This window comes from Pseudoduganella aquatica, from assembly GCF_009857595.1.
GTDB lineage: Bacteria > Pseudomonadota > Gammaproteobacteria > Burkholderiales > Burkholderiaceae_D > Rugamonas > Rugamonas aquatica_A.
On sequence record NZ_WWCU01000023.1, the window covers coordinates 31,315 to 47,808 of the forward strand.

Sequence of the window (16,494 nt, forward strand, 5' to 3'; positions counted from 1 at the left end):
TGATATGGCACTGTTGAACTTTGACGTCCAGAAAGACGCGAAAAAAGCCTACACCAGCATGGCCGTCGTGCTGGTGCTGATGCTGGTGTTCCCGTTTGTTGCGGCACCCTTCGGCAACTCCTGGGTCCGCATCGTGGACCTGGCGCTGCTCTACATCATGCTGGCGCTGGGCCTGAACATCGTGGTCGGCTTCGCCGGCCTGCTGGACCTGGGCTATATCGCGTTCTACGCGGTGGGCGCCTACATGACCGGCCTGCTGGCTTCGCCGCAATTCGCCACCTTGCTCGAATCGCTGATCAACCTGCATCCCGGCTTCGGCGAGGCGCTGGTGGCGGTGATGGGCGAGGAGATCCGCACCAACGGCATCCACCTGGCGGTCTGGTTCATCGTGCCGCTGGCGGCCGCGCTGGCGGGCCTGTTCGGCGCACTGCTGGGCGCACCGACGCTGAAGCTGCGCGGCGACTACCTGGCCATCGTGACGCTGGGCTTCGGCGAGATCATCCGCATCTTCATGAACAACCTGAACGAGCCGATCAACGTCACCAACGGCCCGCAGGGCATCAACCTGATCGACCCGATCCGCGTGTTCGGCACCTCGCTGGCCGGCGAAGCCGGTTCGCGCGCCACGGTCTACATTGGCGGCTTCGGCATGCCGTCCGTGAACGCCTACTACTACCTGTTCCTGTTCCTGTGCATCGCCGTGGTGTTCGTCACCAGCCGCCTGCAGCACTCGCGCCTGGGCCGCGCCTGGGTGGCCATCCGCGAAGACGAGATCGCCGCCAAGGCCATGGGCATCAACACCCGCAACGTCAAGCTGCTGGCCTTCTCCATGGGCGCCTCCTTCGGCGGCGTGGCGGGCGCCATGTTCGCGTCCTTCCAGGGCTTCGTGTCGCCGGAATCGTTCTCGCTGACCGAGTCCATCGCCGTGCTGGCCATGGTGGTGCTGGGCGGCATAGGCCACATCCCCGGCGTCATCATGGGCGGCGCGCTGCTGGCGGCCCTGCCCGAGGTGCTGCGCCACGTGGTGGAGCCGCTGCAGGAAAAGCTGTTCGGCCACGTGCTGATCGAAGCGGAAGTGCTGCGCCAGCTGCTGTACGGCCTGGCCATGGTGCTGATCATGCTGAACCGCCCGGCCGGCCTGTGGCCCGCGCCCAAGCATGAAGACCGTCCGGACGCCGACTCCGACACCAAAGATCAATCGTCCGGCGTTTTGCCAGCCTGAGGTAAGAGTATGAGCGAACAAGTTATTCTGAACATCGCCGGCGTCAACAAGCGCTTCGGCGGCTTGCAGGCGCTGACCGATGTCGGCATCAAGATCATGAAGGGCCAGATCTACGGCCTGATCGGCCCCAACGGCGCCGGCAAGACCACCTTCTTCAACGTCATCACCGGCTTGTACCAGCCGGACACCGGCACCTTCGAGCTGGCCGGCAAGCCGTACTCGCCGTCCGCGCCGCATGAAGTGGCGAAAGCCGGCATTGCGCGCACCTTCCAGAACATCCGCCTGTTCGGCGAGATGACCGCGCTGGAAAACGTCATGGTGGGCCGCCACGTGCGCTCGCACCAGGGCGTGTTCGGCGCCGTGTTCCGCCACAAGGCGGCGCGCGAGGAAGAAGCGGGCATCCGCAAGCGTGCGCAGGAGCTGCTGGACTTCGTCGGCATCGGCGCCTTCGCCAACCGCACCTCCAAATTCCTGTCCTACGGCGACCAGCGCCGCCTGGAAATCGCCCGCGCCCTGGCCACCGACCCGCAACTGCTGGCGCTGGACGAACCGGCGGCCGGCATGAACGCCACTGAAAAGCTGGCGCTGAAAGAGCTGCTGGTGAAGATCAAGGCCGAAGGCAAGACCGTGCTGCTGATCGAGCACGACGTGAAAATGATGATGAGCTTGTGCGACCGCATCACGGTGCTGGAATACGGCAAGCCGATCGCGGAAGGCCTGCCCGCCGAGATCCAAAGCAACAAGGCGGTGATCGACGCCTACCTGGGAGGTTCGCACTAATGAGCGAGAATGTATTAAAGGTTTCCGGCCTGAAGGTGGCGTATGGCGGCATCAAGGCCGTCAAGGGCATAGACCTGGAAGTGAACAAGGGCGAGCTGGTCACGCTGATCGGCGCCAACGGCGCGGGCAAGACCACCACGCTGAAAGCCATCACCGGCACGCTGCCGGACTGCAAGGTCGAAGGCACGGTGGCCTATATGGGCCAGTCGCTGAAAGGCAGCAAGTCCTTCCACCTGGTGGAGAAAAAGCTGGCCATGGTGCCGGAAGGGCGCGGCGTGTTCACCCGCATGACCATCACAGAAAACCTGATGATGGGCGCCTATACACGTGACGACAAGGCCGGCATCGAGGCCGACATCGCCAAGTGGTTCGACATCTTCCCGCGCCTGAAAGAGCGCTCGGCGCAGCTGGCCGGCACCCTGTCCGGCGGCGAACAGCAGATGCTGGCCATGGCGCGCGCGCTGATGTGCCATCCGGCGCTGCTGCTGCTGGACGAGCCGTCGATGGGCCTGTCGCCCATCATGGTCGACAAGATCTTCGAAGTGATACGCAACGTCTCGCAGGAAGGCATCACCATCCTGCTGGTCGAGCAGAACGCCAAGCTCGCGCTGCAAGCGGCGCACCGCGGCTACGTGATGGACTCCGGCCTCATCACCATGACCGGCAAAGCCAGCGACATGCTGGACGACCCGCGCGTCAAAGCCGCCTACCTCGGCGAGTAAATTTGGCGAGCAGCAAAATGGGGTCAGGGTTGATTTTTGCGGTAATGGAAAATCAACCCTGACCCCTTTATGATTTACACTGGGTGCTCCTCAATACGGAGTTGCCCGCATGAGCGTTAAATCCCTGCCCGAACTGCTTACACTGGAACAGCTGATCGAGGATGGCGGGGACTTGCTCAATGCCAGCGTGGCCTGCACGGTGGCGGCGGACAGCCAGCAATTTCCCGTTTATGTACTGACCATGGGCAGCGCCGATCCGGCCGCACCCGCGCTGGGTTTCTTCGGCGGCATCCACGGCCTGGAGCGCATCGGCACCCAGGTCATCCTTTCCTTTCTTCAAAGCCTGGTGGCGCGTTCGCGCTGGGACCACGGCCTGCATCATCTGCTGGAAAATGTGCGCCTGGTCTTTATGCCGCTGGTGAATCCGGGCGGCATGTGGCAGGCCACGCGCTGCAATCCGCAAGGCGTGGACCTGATGCGCAACTCGCCGGTGCAGGCCAGCGAACGCGTGCCTTTCCTGCTGGGCGGCCAGCGCGCCAGCCCGGTGCTGCCCTGGTATCGCGGCGCCTTCGGCGCGCCCATGGAGGCGGAGAGCCGCGCCGTGTGCGAGGTGGTGGAGCGCGAGCTGCTGCCGCGCCAGTTCAGCGTCAGCATGGACTGCCATTCGGGCTTCGGCCTGCGCGACCGGATCTGGTTCCCGCACGCGCATACGCGCACGCCGATTGCGCACCTGCCGGAAATCGCGGCGCTGGAGGAGCTGTTCACGTCCAGCTATCCGCACCACAACTACACCTTCGAGCCGCAGAGCCTGCAATACCGCACCCATGGCGATTTGTGGGATTACCTGTACTTGCGCTTCGAGCGCGGCGGCGAGGGCCATGACCGCGTGTTCCTGCCGCTGACGCTGGAGATGGGCTCGTGGCTGTGGGTGAAGAAGAATCCGCGCCAGCTGTTTTCCCGCCTGGGCGCGTTCAATCCCACCGCCGCGCACCGCTTGCAGCGCGTGCTGCGCAGCCATTTGCTGTGGTTCGATTTCCTGATGCGGGCGGTGAACGCCCATGCGCGCTGGGCGCCCGACGAGCCTGCGCGGCTGCAGCAGCGCAAGCGCGCGCTGGCGCGCTGGTACGGGCTGGGGACGGCGGCATGAGCTGGGTCTTGCTGCGCGGCCTGATGCGCGAGAGCCGGCACTGGGGCGAGTTTCCGGAGCAGTTCCGCGCCGCCGTGCCGGGTGCGGAGATCGTGACGCCGGACCTGCCGGGCAATGGCGTGAACTGGCGGCAGCGCAGTCCGGCATCGGTGCGGGGCATGGTGGAGGCTTGCCGCGCGGATCTGCAGGCGCGCGGGCTGCGCGGGCCGTACAGCCTGCTGGCCTTGTCGCTGGGGGCGATGGTGGCTGTGCAGTGGCAGGCCAGCTATCCGGACGAGGTGGCGCGCTGCGTGCTGCTCAACACCAGCATGCGGCCGTTCAGCCGTTTTTACCAGCGGCTGCGCTGGCAGAATTATCCGGCCATCGTGCGGCAGTTGCTGCTGGGCGGGGCGCGGCGGCAGGAGCAGCTGGCGCTCAGGCTGACCAGCGTGGCGCATGGAGGCGATACGCGCGACAGCGAGCTGCTGAAGCGCTGGGTGGATTATCACAACGAGTTCCCGGTGTCGCGCGTGAATGCGCTGCGGCAGCTGCTGGCGGCGGCGCGCTTTCATGCGCCGCAGCGCGGACAGGGCGGGGCGCCGCTGCTGGTGCTGGCGGGCGCGCGCGACGGGCTGGTCGATCCCTTGTGTTCGCAGCGCCTGGCGCGGGCCTGGGGGGCGGAGTTCCGCATGCATCCGGAGGCGGGGCATGATTTGCCGCTGGACGACGGACCCTGGGTGGCGCAGCAGGTGGCGCTGTGGTTGGCGGGTTACGCGCTGGCGCGCTAACCCGCCCTACGCAAGCACCGATGTACCGGGACAGGACGAAAAAAAGCCCCGGACTAGCCGGGGCTGATGAAGGACATCCGCCAGAGAGGACACCACGGATGCCGAGGAGACCTGCGCGGAGCCGGCCTCCGTGGAGGCCGGCGCTTCATGCATTACTTCTTGGCAGCGGGAGCAACCTTGGCGGCGGCGGCGGTGAACTGGTTCACGGCGGCGTTCAGGTTGGTCTCGATGGCTTCGCCAGCTTGCTTGGCGGATTTGGTGAACTGCTCGTAACCGGCGCTGGCGTTGCCCAGGGTCGATTTCAGCAGGGCGATCGCGTTTTCCGAACCGGCTGGCGCGTTCTTGCTCACTTCGTCCACCAGCGAGATGACCTTGCGGTTGGTTTCGGCGATTTGCGTTTCAGCAGCGCGGCTGAATTCAGCCTGGGTGCCGGAAGCGATGGCTGCCAGGTGGCGGCCGTAGGCGATGGTTTTTTCGGCGCTAGGCTGCACTTGGGCGGCGGCCAGCGAGAAGAATTCTTGTGGATCCTTAGCCGACAGCAGCTGCTTGGCGGCAACCGAGGACTCTTCCAGCGATGCCTTGGCAGCGGTCAGGTTCAGGTCGACCAGCTTTTCCACGCCTTCGAAGGCTTTGGCGGTCAGCGACGAGAAGATGGCGAATTGGCTCTCAAAGTTGGCTTTGGTCGCATTGGAAAATTGCTCAGGGATAGAAAACATGTAAATCTCCAGTCTTGAAGTGATTTAAGCGATATAAGCGTTAGATGCTGCTGAAAGCTACCTGCAGTAAAACGGTGACGCGATTCTTTCAGGTCCGAACAACAAATTGTGCAACGCAACAAACCCGATTTTACGGCTTTAATTTTTTAAGTCAAGCGATTTTTGTGCGTTGCACAAAGGAACTCACTCCGCGCCGTTTGCCCTATACCTTAGGGCGGAAACTCCGTTTTGATCTAGAGCAACTTTGCTGCACTTGCGGCGGCGCCGGACCCGAAAATCCGCTCCGTGCTAGACTCTATATCTTCCGTGCAACATCCACTGTCTGGTTGGGCGCGTCCGATACTTTTGGTAGCCACCATGCCCAAAACCGCTTCTTTTTTGTCACCCATCCCGCTGTTCTTCGTATTCCTGTGGAGCACCGGCTTTATCGTGGCCAAGTTCGGCCTGCCGTATGCGCCGCCGCTGAGCTTCCTGCTGCTGCGCTTCCTGGGCGTGCTGGCCATTTTGCTGCCGCTGGTGCTGCTGATGCGCGCTCCCTGGCCGACAGGCAAGATCAAACAAGTGGCGCTGGCCGGGCTGCTGATGCAGGCGGGCTACCTGGCCGGCGTGTGGTGCGCCATCAAGCTGGGCATGCCGGCCGGGCTGACCGCGCTGATGGTGGGCATGCAGCCCATCCTGACGGCAATGGCGGCGCCGCTGATCGGCGAGAAGGTGCGCCCGCGCCAGTGGCTGGGGCTGCTGTTCGGCCTGGGCGGGGTGGCGCTGGTGGTGTACGCCAAGATCACGCTGGTGGGCCTGTCGTGGCAGGCCATTGCGCTGTGCCTGTTCGCGCTGCTGTCCATTACGGCCGGCACCATGTACCAGCGCCGCTACTGCCCGCAGTTCGATTTGCGCACCGGCACCGTGATCCAGTTCGCGGCGTCGTTTGTGGTGATTTTGCCATTTGCGCTGTATTTTGAAAGCTTTACTGACATACAATGGACTGTGCGCTTTGTCGGCGCGCTGGCCTGGTCTGTGCTGGCGCTGTCGATCGGCGCGATTTTCCTGCTGTTCGCGCTGATACGCCGCAGCGACGCCACCCAGGTGACCAGCTTGCTGTACCTGACGCCGCCCACCACTGCCATCATGGCCTGGCTGATGTTCGGCGAAGCGTTCAGCCTGCTGGGCGCGGCCGGGATGGCGCTGGCGGTGCTGGGCGTGGTGTTCGTAGTGAAGCAACCCCGGTGAAGCAACCCAGGTGAATGATGATCAATACTCCAGACCAGCAGGCGGTGGACGCCGCCATCACGTCGCGCCGCTCCATCCGCGCCTTCCTGCCCACGCCGCTGGCGCGCGAGGATATCGAACAGCTGCTGCAGGTGGCGGCGCGCGCGCCGTCCGGCACCAATACTCAGCCGTGGAAGGTGTACGTGCTCACCGGCGAGAAAAAACAGCGCTTGTCTGAGCGTATTCTGGCCGCACATAATAATCCTGAGGAAGCCAGCCGGCACACCGAGGAATATCCGTATTACCCGCGCGAGTGGGTGTCGCCCTATGTGGACCGGCGCCGCAAGGTGGGCTGGGATTTGTACAAGCTGCTGGGCCTGACGCGCGACAACAAGGCCGGCATGGCCGCTCAGCATGGCCGCAACTATGCTTTCTTCGGCGCCCCCGTGGGGCTGATGTTCACCATAGACCGGGTGATGGAGCAGGGTTCCTGGCTGGACTACGGCATGTTCCTGCAAAACATCATGGTGGCGGCGCGCGGGCGCGGGCTGGACACTTGCCCGCAGGCAGCCTTCACGCAATACCACAAGATTATCCGCGCCGAGCTGGAATTGCCGGATAATGAAATGGTGGTGTGCGGGATGTCGCTGGGCTATGCGGACCCTGGCCGGATCGAGAACACTTTGATCACGGAGCGCGAGCCGGCTGCTCACTTTGTTAAATTTGTAGAGTGAGCAAGCTGTGGTTTTACGGTGCGCTGCAGGATGGATACTGCTTGCGCCGCTGCGAGGTTTTGCTACACTGCAACAAGAATAGTCTCACTGCATTGGGGAACGAAAATGGTTAAATTGACCTTGGGCGCGATACTCGCCTTGCTGTGCGTCTCGCTGCCCGCCTCGGCGGCCCATGCGGGGGAGAGCGCGCGCAAGCCCACTGTAAAGAAAAGCAAGGCCACGCCGCGCCGCCAGTCCATGGTGCTGCAGCCGATGGCGTCTGCCGCCCCGCGCGAGCGCACCGTGCGCCGCGTGATGGTGGTGAACGGCAAGCGCAAGGTGGTGTACCAGAAGGTGAGCAATGTGTCCGAGGGCCTGGCCCGTCCCACCATGGGCGACCTGGCCGGCCTGCATCTGACGCGCGATCCGCTGGACCTGAAATCGAATGTGGCTTTCGTGCTGGACCAGGCCAATTCGGAAATCCTGTTTGAAAAGAATGCCGGCGTGGCGCTGCCCATCGCCTCCATCACCAAGATGATGACCGGCCTGGTGGTGGTGGAAGCCGGCCAGGACATGGACGAAGTGCTGACCGTGACCGAGGAAGACGTCGACCACGAGAAATTCAGCAGCTCGCGCCTGCGCGTGGGCTCGCAGCTGACGCGCGCCAATATGCTGCATATCGCGCTGATGAGTTCGGAAAACCGCGCCGCGTCCGCGCTGGGCCGCCACTATCCGGGCGGCCTGCCGGCCTTCGTGGACGCCATGAACGCCAAGGCGCAGTCGCTGGGCATGACGGACACCCGCTATGTCGATTCCAGCGGCCTGTCGAAAATGAATGTGGCCAGCGCGCGCGACCTGGCCAAGCTGGCCATGGCGGCCTACCAGCACCCGGTGCTGCGCGAATATTCCACCGACGCGAAAGCCGTGGTGGAAGCGAATGGCCGTCCGATGCAGTTCGGCACCACCAACCGCCTGATCGCCACGCCGGGCTGGGAAATCGGCCTGCAGAAAACCGGCTTTATCAATGAGGCTGGCCGCTGCATGCTGATGCAGGCGGTGATACAGGGCCGCGCCGTCATCATGGTGCTGCTCGACGCCAAGGGTTCGGCTGCGCGCGCCGCGGACGCGGGCCGCATGCGCAAGTGGCTGGAAGCGCTGAAGCCGGCCGGCATGTCGACCGGCATATCAACTGGCATATCAGCCGGCGCGCTGGGCGGCGGACTGACCGGCGCCGCCGGCACCGTCTCGCCCGCTTACTCCACCGGCATGTAGCCGAGCGTGGCCGAGATCTGGTTGGCGGTGCTGACCAGGTCTTCCAGCCACTCATCCTGCAGGCGGTCGGCCGGCGCCGAGATGGACAGGCCGGCGATCAGCTTGCCGCTGTCGTCCCGTATGCCTGCCGCCATGCAGCGCACGCCCAGTTCCAGTTCCTCGTTGTCGCGCGCATAGCCGCGCGCCCGCACCAGGCTCAGTTCGCGCTCCAGCTTGGCCAGATCCGTGATCGAATTCTTGTTGTGCCCGGCCAGGCCGGTGCGCGTGGCGTAGGCGCGGATGGCTTTCGGCTCGTCCACCGACAGGAAGAGCTTGCCGGTCGAAGTCAGGTGCAGCGGGCCGCGTCCGCCGATGGCGCGCACCACCTGCATGCCGGAGCGCTCGGAGAAGGCGCGGTCGATATACACGATTTCGTCGCCCTGGCGCACCGACAGGTTGATGGTCTGCTGGGTTTTCTTGTGCAGCGAGCGCATGAAGTCCAGCGCCGCTTCGCGCACCGACAGGCGGCTTTTCACCACATTGCCCAGTTCCAGCAGGCGCATGCCGAGGCGGTAGGTGCCCGGTTCAATGCGGTCCACAAAACGCGTCAGCACCATGTCGTTCAGAATGCGGTGCGCCGTGGACGGGTGCAGGCCGGACACCTTGGACAGTTCCTTCAGGCTCACCGGGTCCGGATACCTGGCCAGCGCGTCGAGCAGCGCAACCATGCGTTCTATCACCTGGATGGTGGTTTTTTGCTCAGGGACGGTTTCAATTTTCATGATGTGGTTGGTGCAGTGCGGTATTTGTCCTCTACTTTATACCATGATGTGAAAAAAAGGGGAATTCCGGCGCGCGCTTCTCCTATGGCGGAGGCATAATGACGCACCGTATCAATACTGGACAGCCATATGGAACAACCTGTTAGCGAATTTAAAAGCAAGAGCGGCCTCAAGCGCATCTATTCGGCGCTGTTGTATTCCTTCGACGGTCTGAAGGCCGCCTGGCGCCACGAGCACGCTTTCCGCCAGGAATTGATGCTGTTTGCCGTAGGCGCCGTGACGGCGCTGCTGCTGCCGGTGTCGGCCTTCCAGAAGCTGGTGCTGATCGCGCCTCTGGTGCTGATGCTGATCGTGGAGTTGATCAATTCGGCCATCGAGGCGGTGGTGGACCGCATTTCGCTGGAGCGCCATCCGCTGTCCAAAAACGCCAAGGACTTCGGCAGCGCCGCCGTGCTGCTGTGCGGCTTGCTGGCCGCGCTGACGTGGACGGTGGTGCTGGTGCAGCGCTTCTACTAAGGCATATGCATTCGCGGTATATGGAATCTCTAAATACTTCGTTCTCAAATATATAGGCCGGCGATAAGCTACAGTTTCTGAGGTCCTAACTACAACGGGGTATTCTGATGCTGTCCAAAAAAATTATCGCTGCAACCGTCTTCGCTGCAACCGCCATCGCGCCTGCGCTGGCCGCCGAGTTCAGCCTGCTGAACGTTTCCTATGACCCAACCCGCGAGCTGTACGCGGACGTCAACACCGCCTTCGCCAAGGACTACAAGGCCAAGACCGGCGACACCGTCAAGATCAAGCAGTCGCACGGCGGCTCGGGCAAGCAGGGCCGCGCCGTGATCGACGGCCTGGAGGCGGACGTGGTGACGCTGGCGCTGGCCTACGACATCGACGCCATCGCCGAGCGCAGCCTGCTGAACAAGGACTGGCAGAAACGCCTGGGCCACAACAGCACCCCGTACAGCTCGACCATCGTGTTCCTGGTGCGCAAGGGCAATCCTAAAGGCATCAAGGACTGGAGCGACCTGGTGAAACCGGGCGTGGCCGTCATCACGCCGAATCCGAAAACCTCGGGCGGCGCGCGCTGGAACCACCTGGCCGCCTACGGCTACGCACTGCGCCAGCAAGGCGGCAGCGACGCCAGCGCCAAGGACTTCCTGAAGAAGCTGTACAAAAACGTGCCGGTGCTGGACTCCGGCGCGCGCGGCGCCACCACCACCTTCGTCGAACGCGGCATCGGCGACGTGCTGATCGCCTGGGAAAACGAAGCGCTGCTGGCCATCAAGGAACTGGGGCCGAACAAGGTTGAAATCGTGGCGCCGTCGGTCAGCATCCTGGCCGAGCCGCCGGTGGCCGTGGTCGACAAAGTGGTGGACAAGCGCGGCACCCGCAAAGTGGCGGAGGCCTACCTGAACTTCCTGTACACGGACGAGGCGCAGGAACTGATCGCCAAGAACTACTACCGTCCTACCGTGGAGAAGGAAGCCAAGAAATACGCAGCCCAGTTCCCCAACGTGAAACTGTTCACGCTGGCGCAAGTGGCGGGCGACTGGACCACGGCGCAGAAGGTGCACTTCGCCGACGGCGGCGTGTTTGACCAGATCTACACCCCGGGCAAATAAGCCCCGGCGGCTTCCGCCGCCTCCGACTTTGCTTGCAAAGCAGGGGGCGGCGGGTGCACAATGATTAGATCGTCAATATTTTCGAGGAGTTATTATGACCTTACGCCTGGGCGACGTCGCCCCCGATTTCGAGCAGCAATCTTCCATCGGCCCTATCAAGTTCCACGAGTGGGCTGGCAACTCCTGGGTGGTGCTGTTCTCGCACCCAGCCGACTTCACCCCGGTGTGCACCACCGAACTGGGCCTGACCGCCAAGCTGAAGCCGGAATTCGACAAGCGCAATGTGAAAGCCATCGCGCTGTCGGTGGACCCGGTTGAGTCGCACGCCGCCTGGATCAAGGACATCGAGGAAACGCAGAAAACCGTGGTGGGCTTCCCCATCATCGCCGACGCGGACAAGAAGGTCGCCAACCTGTACGACATGATCCACCCGGAGCAATCCGCCACGGCCACCGTGCGCACGCTGTTCGTGATCGATCCGAACAAGAAAATCCGCCTGTCCATCACCTATCCGATGAGCACCGGCCGCAACTTCGACGAAGTGCTGCGCGTCATCGACGCCCTGCAGCTGACCGACGGCTACACCGTGGCCACGCCGGGCAACTGGAAAGATGGCGACGATGTCATTATTCCGCTGACCGTGCAGGATCCGGAAGTGCTGAAGCAGAAGTATCCGAAAGGCTTCAAAGCCGAGCGGCCTTACCTGCGCGTGACCCCTCAGCCGAACAAGTAAACATCCGGGGTCAGTCCCGCCGGGACTGACCCCAGCAGTGAACTCGGCCGCTGTACGCATAAGCAAATAGGATTTCCGTTGTTTGGATTTCCGGCAACTCTGGTTACCCTTGCGGCTCTTATTGGAGAGTTCGCATGGATTTGTCGTTTATTGCATCAGGTTTCGGCGTAGGCCTGCTGGTCGGCATGACTGGCGTGGGCGGCGGTTCGCTGATGACACCTATCCTGACGCTGCTGTTCGGCGTCTCTCCTTCGGTTGCCGTGGGCACCGACCTGGCCTTCGCGGCCGTCACCAAATCCGCTGGTACTTTCACGCACCGCCTGCGCGGCACCGTGCGCTGGGATATCGTGCGCCTGCTGTGCCTGGGCGCAGTCCCGGCCGCCATCGTGGCCGCCATCGGCCTCAAGCAGTTCGGCGCGCTGGATAAGGAAATCGGCCAGCTGATACGCTATTCCATCGCCGGCTCCGTCTTGCTGACGGTGGTCGCCATCCTGTTCCGCAGCAAGATGCTGGCCTGGATCAACGCCCATCCCGAACGCCAGCTGCAGGGCCGCGCGCTGGACACCGCCACCGTGGTGGCCGGCGCCGTGCTGGGCACGCTGGTCACCATTTCCTCCATCGGCGCCGGCGCCATCGGCGCCACCCTGCTGGTGATGCTGTATCCGCGCCTGAGCGCCGCCGAAGTGGCGGGCACCGATATCGCCTACGCAGTGCCGTTGACGGCCGTGGCGGCCTTCGGACACTGGTGGCTGGGTTCCATCGACTGGATGCTGCTGTTGACCCTGCTGGTGGGCTCCGTGCCCGGCATCACCATCGGCTCCTGGTTTGCGCGCGCCGTGCCCGAGCGCGTGCTGCGCGGCCTGCTGGCCGCAACGCTGACGGCGGTGGCGGCCAAGCTGCTGGCATAAGGCGCTGCCAACACTGGCAAATTCATATCTAAGCAAATGACAATTGCGTCGTTTGCTTCATAACTCCTCTATGCGATTATCCGGGCCTAAACTCGGAATTGTAATAAGAGGAGTGTTCATGTCTGCAGTCGCCATCCCGGCCGCCCCGCCGGTGACATACCAACCCAGGAGCGCCCCATTCAGGGTGATGCCGGGCTTTAAGCTGTCGCTGGGCTTCACGATCTTCTATCTGTCGCTGATCGTGCTGATCCCCCTGTCGGCGGTGTTCCTGAAAACGTTCACCATGACCTGGGAGCAGTTCTGGACCGCCGTCACGTCCGAACGCGTGATGGCGTCCTACCGCCTGACCTTTGGCGCTTCGCTGATCGGCGCCTTCATCAACGCCATCTTCGGCTTCATCGTGGCCTGGGTGCTGGTGCGCTACCAGTTCCCCGGCAAGCGCATCGTGGACGCGCTGGTGGACCTGCCGTTCGCGCTGCCCACCGCCGTGGCCGGCATCACGCTGACGGCGCTGTATTCCTCCAACGGCTGGTTCGGTTCCTTCCTGGAAGGCACGCTGGGCCTGAAGGTGGCGTTCACGCCGCTGGGCGTGGTGGTGGCGCTGACCTTTATCGGCCTGCCTTTCGTGGTGCGCACCGTGCAGCCCGTGCTGGAGGACGCCGAGCGCGAACTGGAAGAGGCCGCCGCCAGCCTGGGCGCCAGCGCCTTCCAGACCTTTGTGCGCGTGGTCTTCCCCACCGTGCTGCCTTCGCTGATGACCGGCTTCGCGCTGGCCTTCGCGCGCGCCACCGGCGAATACGGCTCGGTGATTTTCATCGCCGGCAATATGCCCATGGTGTCCGAGATTACGCCGCTGTTCATCATCACCAAGCTGGAGCAGTACGACTACGCGGGCGCCACGGCGATCGCCGTGGTGATGCTGCTGATCTCCTTCGTGCTGCTGTTGTCCATCAATCTGCTGCAAGCCTGGGCTCGCGGAAAGTCGGGTAAATAATGAGCGCTCCAACTCCTGTCGTGCCACGCCGCGGCGAACTGGCGTCCGCGCCGAATATCCTGGAACCGCTGTGGGTGCGCGGCCTGCTGATCGCTGTCGCTTTGGCCTTTTTGACGCTGTTCCTGTTCGTGCCGCTGGTGGCCGTGTTTGCCGAGGCGCTGAAAAAAGGCTGGGACGTGTACGCCTCCGCCATCGTCGAGGACGACGCCATCTCCGCCATCAAGCTCACGCTGATCACGGCCGCCATCGCCGTGCCGCTGAACCTGGTGTTCGGCGTGGCCGCTTCCTGGTGCATCGCCAAGTTCGAGTTTCGCGGCAAGAGCTTTTTGCTGACGCTGATCGACCTGCCGTTCTCGGTGTCGCCGGTGATCTCCGGCCTGATCTACGTGCTGCTGTTCGGCGCGCAGGGCTGGTTCGGCCCGTGGCTGTCCGCGCACGACATCAAGATCCTGTTCGCGGTGCCGGGCATCGTGCTGGCCACCATCTTCGTGACCTTCCCCTTCGTGGCGCGCGAACTGATCCCGCTGATGCAGGCGCAGGGCAGCGAGGAAGAAGAGGCGGCCCTGGTGCTGGGCGCGTCCGGCTGGCAGACCTTCTTCCGCGTGACGCTGCCGAACATCAAATGGGGCCTGCTGTACGGCGTCATCCTGTGCAACGCCCGCGCCATGGGCGAGTTCGGTGCGGTGTCGGTGGTGTCCGGCCATATCCGTGGCGAGACCAACACGGTGCCGCTGCAGGTGGAAATCCTCTACAACGAATACAACTTCGCGGCCGCTTTCGCCGTGGCCTCGCTGCTGGCACTGCTGGCGCTGGTCACGCTGGCCTTGAAATCCTTTATCGCCTGGCGTCTGCATGAAGACTACGCCGGTCAAACTTCGGAGCACTGAGCCATGACGATCGCAGTCAAAAACATCAACAAGCGTTTCGGCGAATTTACCGCCCTGAACAATGTGTCGCTGGACTTTCCCACGGGCGAACTGACCGCGCTGCTGGGACCGTCCGGCTGCGGCAAGACCACGCTGCTGCGCTGCATCGCCGGCCTGGAGCATCCGGACTCGGGCCAGGTCCTGCTGGACGGCAAGGATGCCTCCGACCGCCATGTGCGCGAGCGCCAGGTGGGCTTTGTGTTCCAGCATTACGCGCTGTTCAAGCACATGACCGTGTTCGAGAACGTGGCCTTCGGCCTGCGCGTGAAATCGCGCGCCGAGCGTCCGTCCGAGTCGCAGATCAAGAAGAAGGTCATGGACCTGCTGGGCCTGGTGCAGCTGGACTGGCTGGCCGACCGCTATCCGCCGCAGCTGTCCGGCGGACAGCGCCAGCGCATCGCCCTGGCGCGTGCGCTGGCGGTGGAGCCGCGCGTGCTGCTGCTGGACGAACCGTTCGGCGCGCTGGACGCCAAGGTGCGCAAGGAGCTGCGCCGCTGGCTGCGCCGCCTGCACGACGAGCTGCATGTGACCAGCATCTTCGTCACGCACGACCAGGAGGAAGCGCTGGAAGTGGCAGACCAGGTGGTGCTGATGAACAAGGGCAATGTCGAACAGATAGGCGCGCCGGACCAGGTGTACAACCATCCCGCGTCGCCCTTCGTGTACGGCTTCCTGGGCAATGTGAACATGTTCCACGGCCGCGTGCATGAAGGCGTGATCACCACCGGCGGCGTGGCGCTGGACCTGGCCTCGCACGGCGAGACGCAGGACAGCAAGGGCATCGCCTATGTGCGTCCGCACGACCTGGACGTGGACCGCTACACGCAGGGCGCCGAGGGCATCGTGGTCAAGCTGCGCCGCGCGCACGCCATCGGCCCGCTGGCCCAGCTGGACCTGGAGCGCGCCGACAACGCCGAGATCATCGAAGCGGTGATACCGAACGAGCGCTACAGCCATCTGGGCCTGAAGGAAGGCGAGACCCTGGTGGTGCGTCCGAAACGCCTGCATGTGTTTGTTGATGAAGGAAGCGCGATATGAATTTCCAGCAACTGCGTTCCATACGCGAAGCGGCCCGCCGCAACTTCAACCTGACCGAAGTGGCCAATGCGCTGTTCACGTCGCAGCCTGGCGTGAGCCGCCAGATCCGCGAGCTGGAAGACGAGCTGGGCGTGGTCATCTTCGAGCGCAACGGCAAGCGCCTGACCGGTTTGACCGACCCCGGCAAGGGCATCCTGAAGATTATCGACCGCCTGCTGGTGGAGGCCGAGAATCTGCAGCAGGCCAGCCAGGAATACACCGGCCAGAACAGCGGCACCTTGACCATCGCCGCCACCCACACGCAGGCGCGCTACGCGCTGCCGAAAGTGGTGCAGAGCTTCCGCGCCGCCTTCCCCGAGGTGCGCATCGCCCTGCAGCAAAGCTCGCCCGAGCATATCGCGGAATGGGTGTTGTCGGGCAAGGCGGACGTCGGCATCGCCACCGAAGGCCTGAGCCAGTTCCCGGACCTGGTGTCCTTCCCTTGCTACCGCTGGAGCCACTTGATCGTGGTGCCGGACGGCCATCCGCTGCTGGCGCGCACCAATATCCGCCTGGAGGACCTGGCCGAGTTCCCGCTGATTACCTACGACGTGGGCTTTACCGGCCGCGGCCACCTGGACGACGCCTTCGCGCGCGCCGGCGTGCGTCCGGACATCGTGCTGACGGCCATGGATTCGGACGTCATCAAGCAGTATGTGTCGCTGGGCTTGGGCGTGGGCATCGTGGCTTCGATGGCCTTCGACCACGGGCGCGACAAGGGCCTGCGCGCGGTGGAAGCGTCGCACCTGTTCGCGGCCAACACCACGCGCCTGGCGGTGCGGCGCGGCGCCTACCTGCGCACCTATGCGCAGGAATTCATCCTGCAGTTCGCGCCCGAGCTGCGCCGCAGCGATATCGAAGTAGCCCTTGCCGGGCCTGAGGCCGCGTAAAGCGCATGGGGTGTTGCGGTGGGAAAACAGAC

Annotated in this window: 18 protein-coding genes; 16 read left to right on the forward strand and 2 right to left on the reverse strand. The window is 63.7% G+C overall.

The features are described 5' to 3' along the window. Positions 1 to 4 precede the first annotated feature (4 nt). The 5 genes from GTP77_RS19035 to GTP77_RS19055 all read left to right on the forward strand — a co-directional run bounded on the left by GTP77_RS19035 (position 5) and on the right by GTP77_RS19055 (position 4,638). Positions 5 to 1,222: an ABC transporter permease subunit gene (locus GTP77_RS19035; RefSeq protein ID WP_161073725.1), complete on the forward strand. Its 1,218-nt coding sequence runs from the start codon at positions 5 to 7 to the stop codon at positions 1,220 to 1,222. A gap of 9 nt (positions 1,223 to 1,231) precedes the next feature. Further along, positions 1,232 to 2,002, forward strand: a complete 771-nt coding sequence (locus GTP77_RS19040) for an ABC transporter ATP-binding protein (RefSeq protein ID WP_161073726.1) — start codon at positions 1,232 to 1,234, stop codon at positions 2,000 to 2,002. Continuing rightward, positions 2,002 to 2,724, forward strand: coding sequence for an ABC transporter ATP-binding protein (locus GTP77_RS19045; RefSeq protein WP_161073727.1), 723 nt, complete (start codon positions 2,002 to 2,004; stop codon positions 2,722 to 2,724). Before GTP77_RS19040 ends, GTP77_RS19045 begins: the two co-directional genes overlap by 1 nt. A gap of 109 nt (positions 2,725 to 2,833) precedes the next feature. Continuing rightward, positions 2,834 to 3,871, forward strand: coding sequence for a M14 family zinc carboxypeptidase (locus GTP77_RS19050; RefSeq protein ID WP_161073728.1), 1,038 nt, complete (start codon positions 2,834 to 2,836; stop codon positions 3,869 to 3,871). Continuing rightward, positions 3,868 to 4,638 (forward strand): alpha/beta fold hydrolase, encoded by a 771-nt coding sequence (locus GTP77_RS19055; protein ID WP_161073729.1) that lies wholly within the window; start codon positions 3,868 to 3,870, stop codon positions 4,636 to 4,638. The genes GTP77_RS19050 and GTP77_RS19055 overlap by 4 nt, the downstream gene beginning before the upstream one ends. 152 nt (positions 4,639 to 4,790) lie before the next feature. On the opposite strand, the gene GTP77_RS19060 is transcribed toward GTP77_RS19055, so the two are convergent. Beyond that, a complete protein-coding gene (locus tag GTP77_RS19060; protein WP_161073730.1) occupies positions 4,791 to 5,354 on the reverse strand; it encodes a phasin family protein in 564 nt (187 codons plus the stop codon). A gap of 357 nt (positions 5,355 to 5,711) precedes the next feature. Between GTP77_RS19060 and GTP77_RS19065 the strand changes: the two genes are divergently transcribed. From GTP77_RS19065 to GTP77_RS19075, 3 genes are all read left to right on the forward strand, one after another. Further along, on the forward strand, positions 5,712 to 6,581 hold the full coding sequence (locus tag GTP77_RS19065; protein WP_161073731.1) for a DMT family transporter: 870 nt from the start codon (positions 5,712 to 5,714) through the stop codon (positions 6,579 to 6,581). A 17-nt stretch (positions 6,582 to 6,598) separates the two neighbouring features. Beyond that, complete coding sequence (locus tag GTP77_RS19070; RefSeq protein ID WP_161073785.1) at positions 6,599 to 7,294, forward strand: nitroreductase; 696 nt, start codon at positions 6,599 to 6,601, stop codon at positions 7,292 to 7,294. Positions 7,295 to 7,399: 105 nt separating this feature from the next. Next, positions 7,400 to 8,545, forward strand: a complete 1,146-nt coding sequence (locus GTP77_RS19075; protein WP_161073732.1) for a serine hydrolase — start codon at positions 7,400 to 7,402, stop codon at positions 8,543 to 8,545. Here the strand turns inward: GTP77_RS19075 and GTP77_RS19080 are convergent. Beyond that, a complete protein-coding gene (locus GTP77_RS19080) occupies positions 8,527 to 9,306 on the reverse strand; it encodes an IclR family transcriptional regulator (protein WP_161073733.1) in 780 nt (259 codons plus the stop codon). The genes GTP77_RS19075 and GTP77_RS19080 overlap by 19 nt on opposite strands. 129 nt (positions 9,307 to 9,435) lie before the next feature. Between GTP77_RS19080 and GTP77_RS19085 the strand changes: the two genes are divergently transcribed. From GTP77_RS19085 to GTP77_RS19120, 8 genes are all read left to right on the forward strand, one after another. Continuing rightward, positions 9,436 to 9,822, forward strand: coding sequence for a diacylglycerol kinase (locus GTP77_RS19085; RefSeq protein ID WP_161073734.1), 387 nt, complete (start codon positions 9,436 to 9,438; stop codon positions 9,820 to 9,822). Between the two features lie 107 nt (positions 9,823 to 9,929). Beyond that, positions 9,930 to 10,934, forward strand: a complete 1,005-nt coding sequence (locus tag GTP77_RS19090; RefSeq protein WP_161073735.1) for a sulfate ABC transporter substrate-binding protein — start codon at positions 9,930 to 9,932, stop codon at positions 10,932 to 10,934. 94 nt (positions 10,935 to 11,028) lie between these two features. Next, entirely contained in the window at positions 11,029 to 11,667 is a 639-nt protein-coding gene (locus GTP77_RS19095; protein WP_161073736.1) for a peroxiredoxin, read from the forward strand. Between the two features lie 134 nt (positions 11,668 to 11,801). Further along, positions 11,802 to 12,575, forward strand: coding sequence for a sulfite exporter TauE/SafE family protein (locus GTP77_RS19100; protein WP_161073737.1), 774 nt, complete (start codon positions 11,802 to 11,804; stop codon positions 12,573 to 12,575). A gap of 187 nt (positions 12,576 to 12,762) precedes the next feature. Beyond that, positions 12,763 to 13,569 carry a sulfate ABC transporter permease subunit CysT gene (gene cysT, locus GTP77_RS19105; RefSeq protein ID WP_161073786.1) on the forward strand — a complete coding sequence of 269 codons (807 nt, stop codon included), beginning with the start codon at positions 12,763 to 12,765 and terminating at the stop codon, positions 13,567 to 13,569. After that, a complete protein-coding gene (cysW, locus tag GTP77_RS19110; RefSeq protein WP_161073738.1) occupies positions 13,569 to 14,456 on the forward strand; it encodes a sulfate ABC transporter permease subunit CysW in 888 nt (295 codons plus the stop codon). Before cysT ends, cysW begins: the two co-directional genes overlap by 1 nt. A 3-nt stretch (positions 14,457 to 14,459) precedes the next feature. Next, complete coding sequence (locus tag GTP77_RS19115; RefSeq protein ID WP_161073739.1) at positions 14,460 to 15,533, forward strand: sulfate/molybdate ABC transporter ATP-binding protein; 1,074 nt, start codon at positions 14,460 to 14,462, stop codon at positions 15,531 to 15,533. Next, on the forward strand, positions 15,530 to 16,462 hold the full coding sequence (locus GTP77_RS19120; RefSeq protein WP_161073740.1) for a CysB family HTH-type transcriptional regulator: 933 nt from the start codon (positions 15,530 to 15,532) through the stop codon (positions 16,460 to 16,462). Before GTP77_RS19115 ends, GTP77_RS19120 begins: the two co-directional genes overlap by 4 nt. Positions 16,463 to 16,494: the final 32 nt, after the last annotated feature.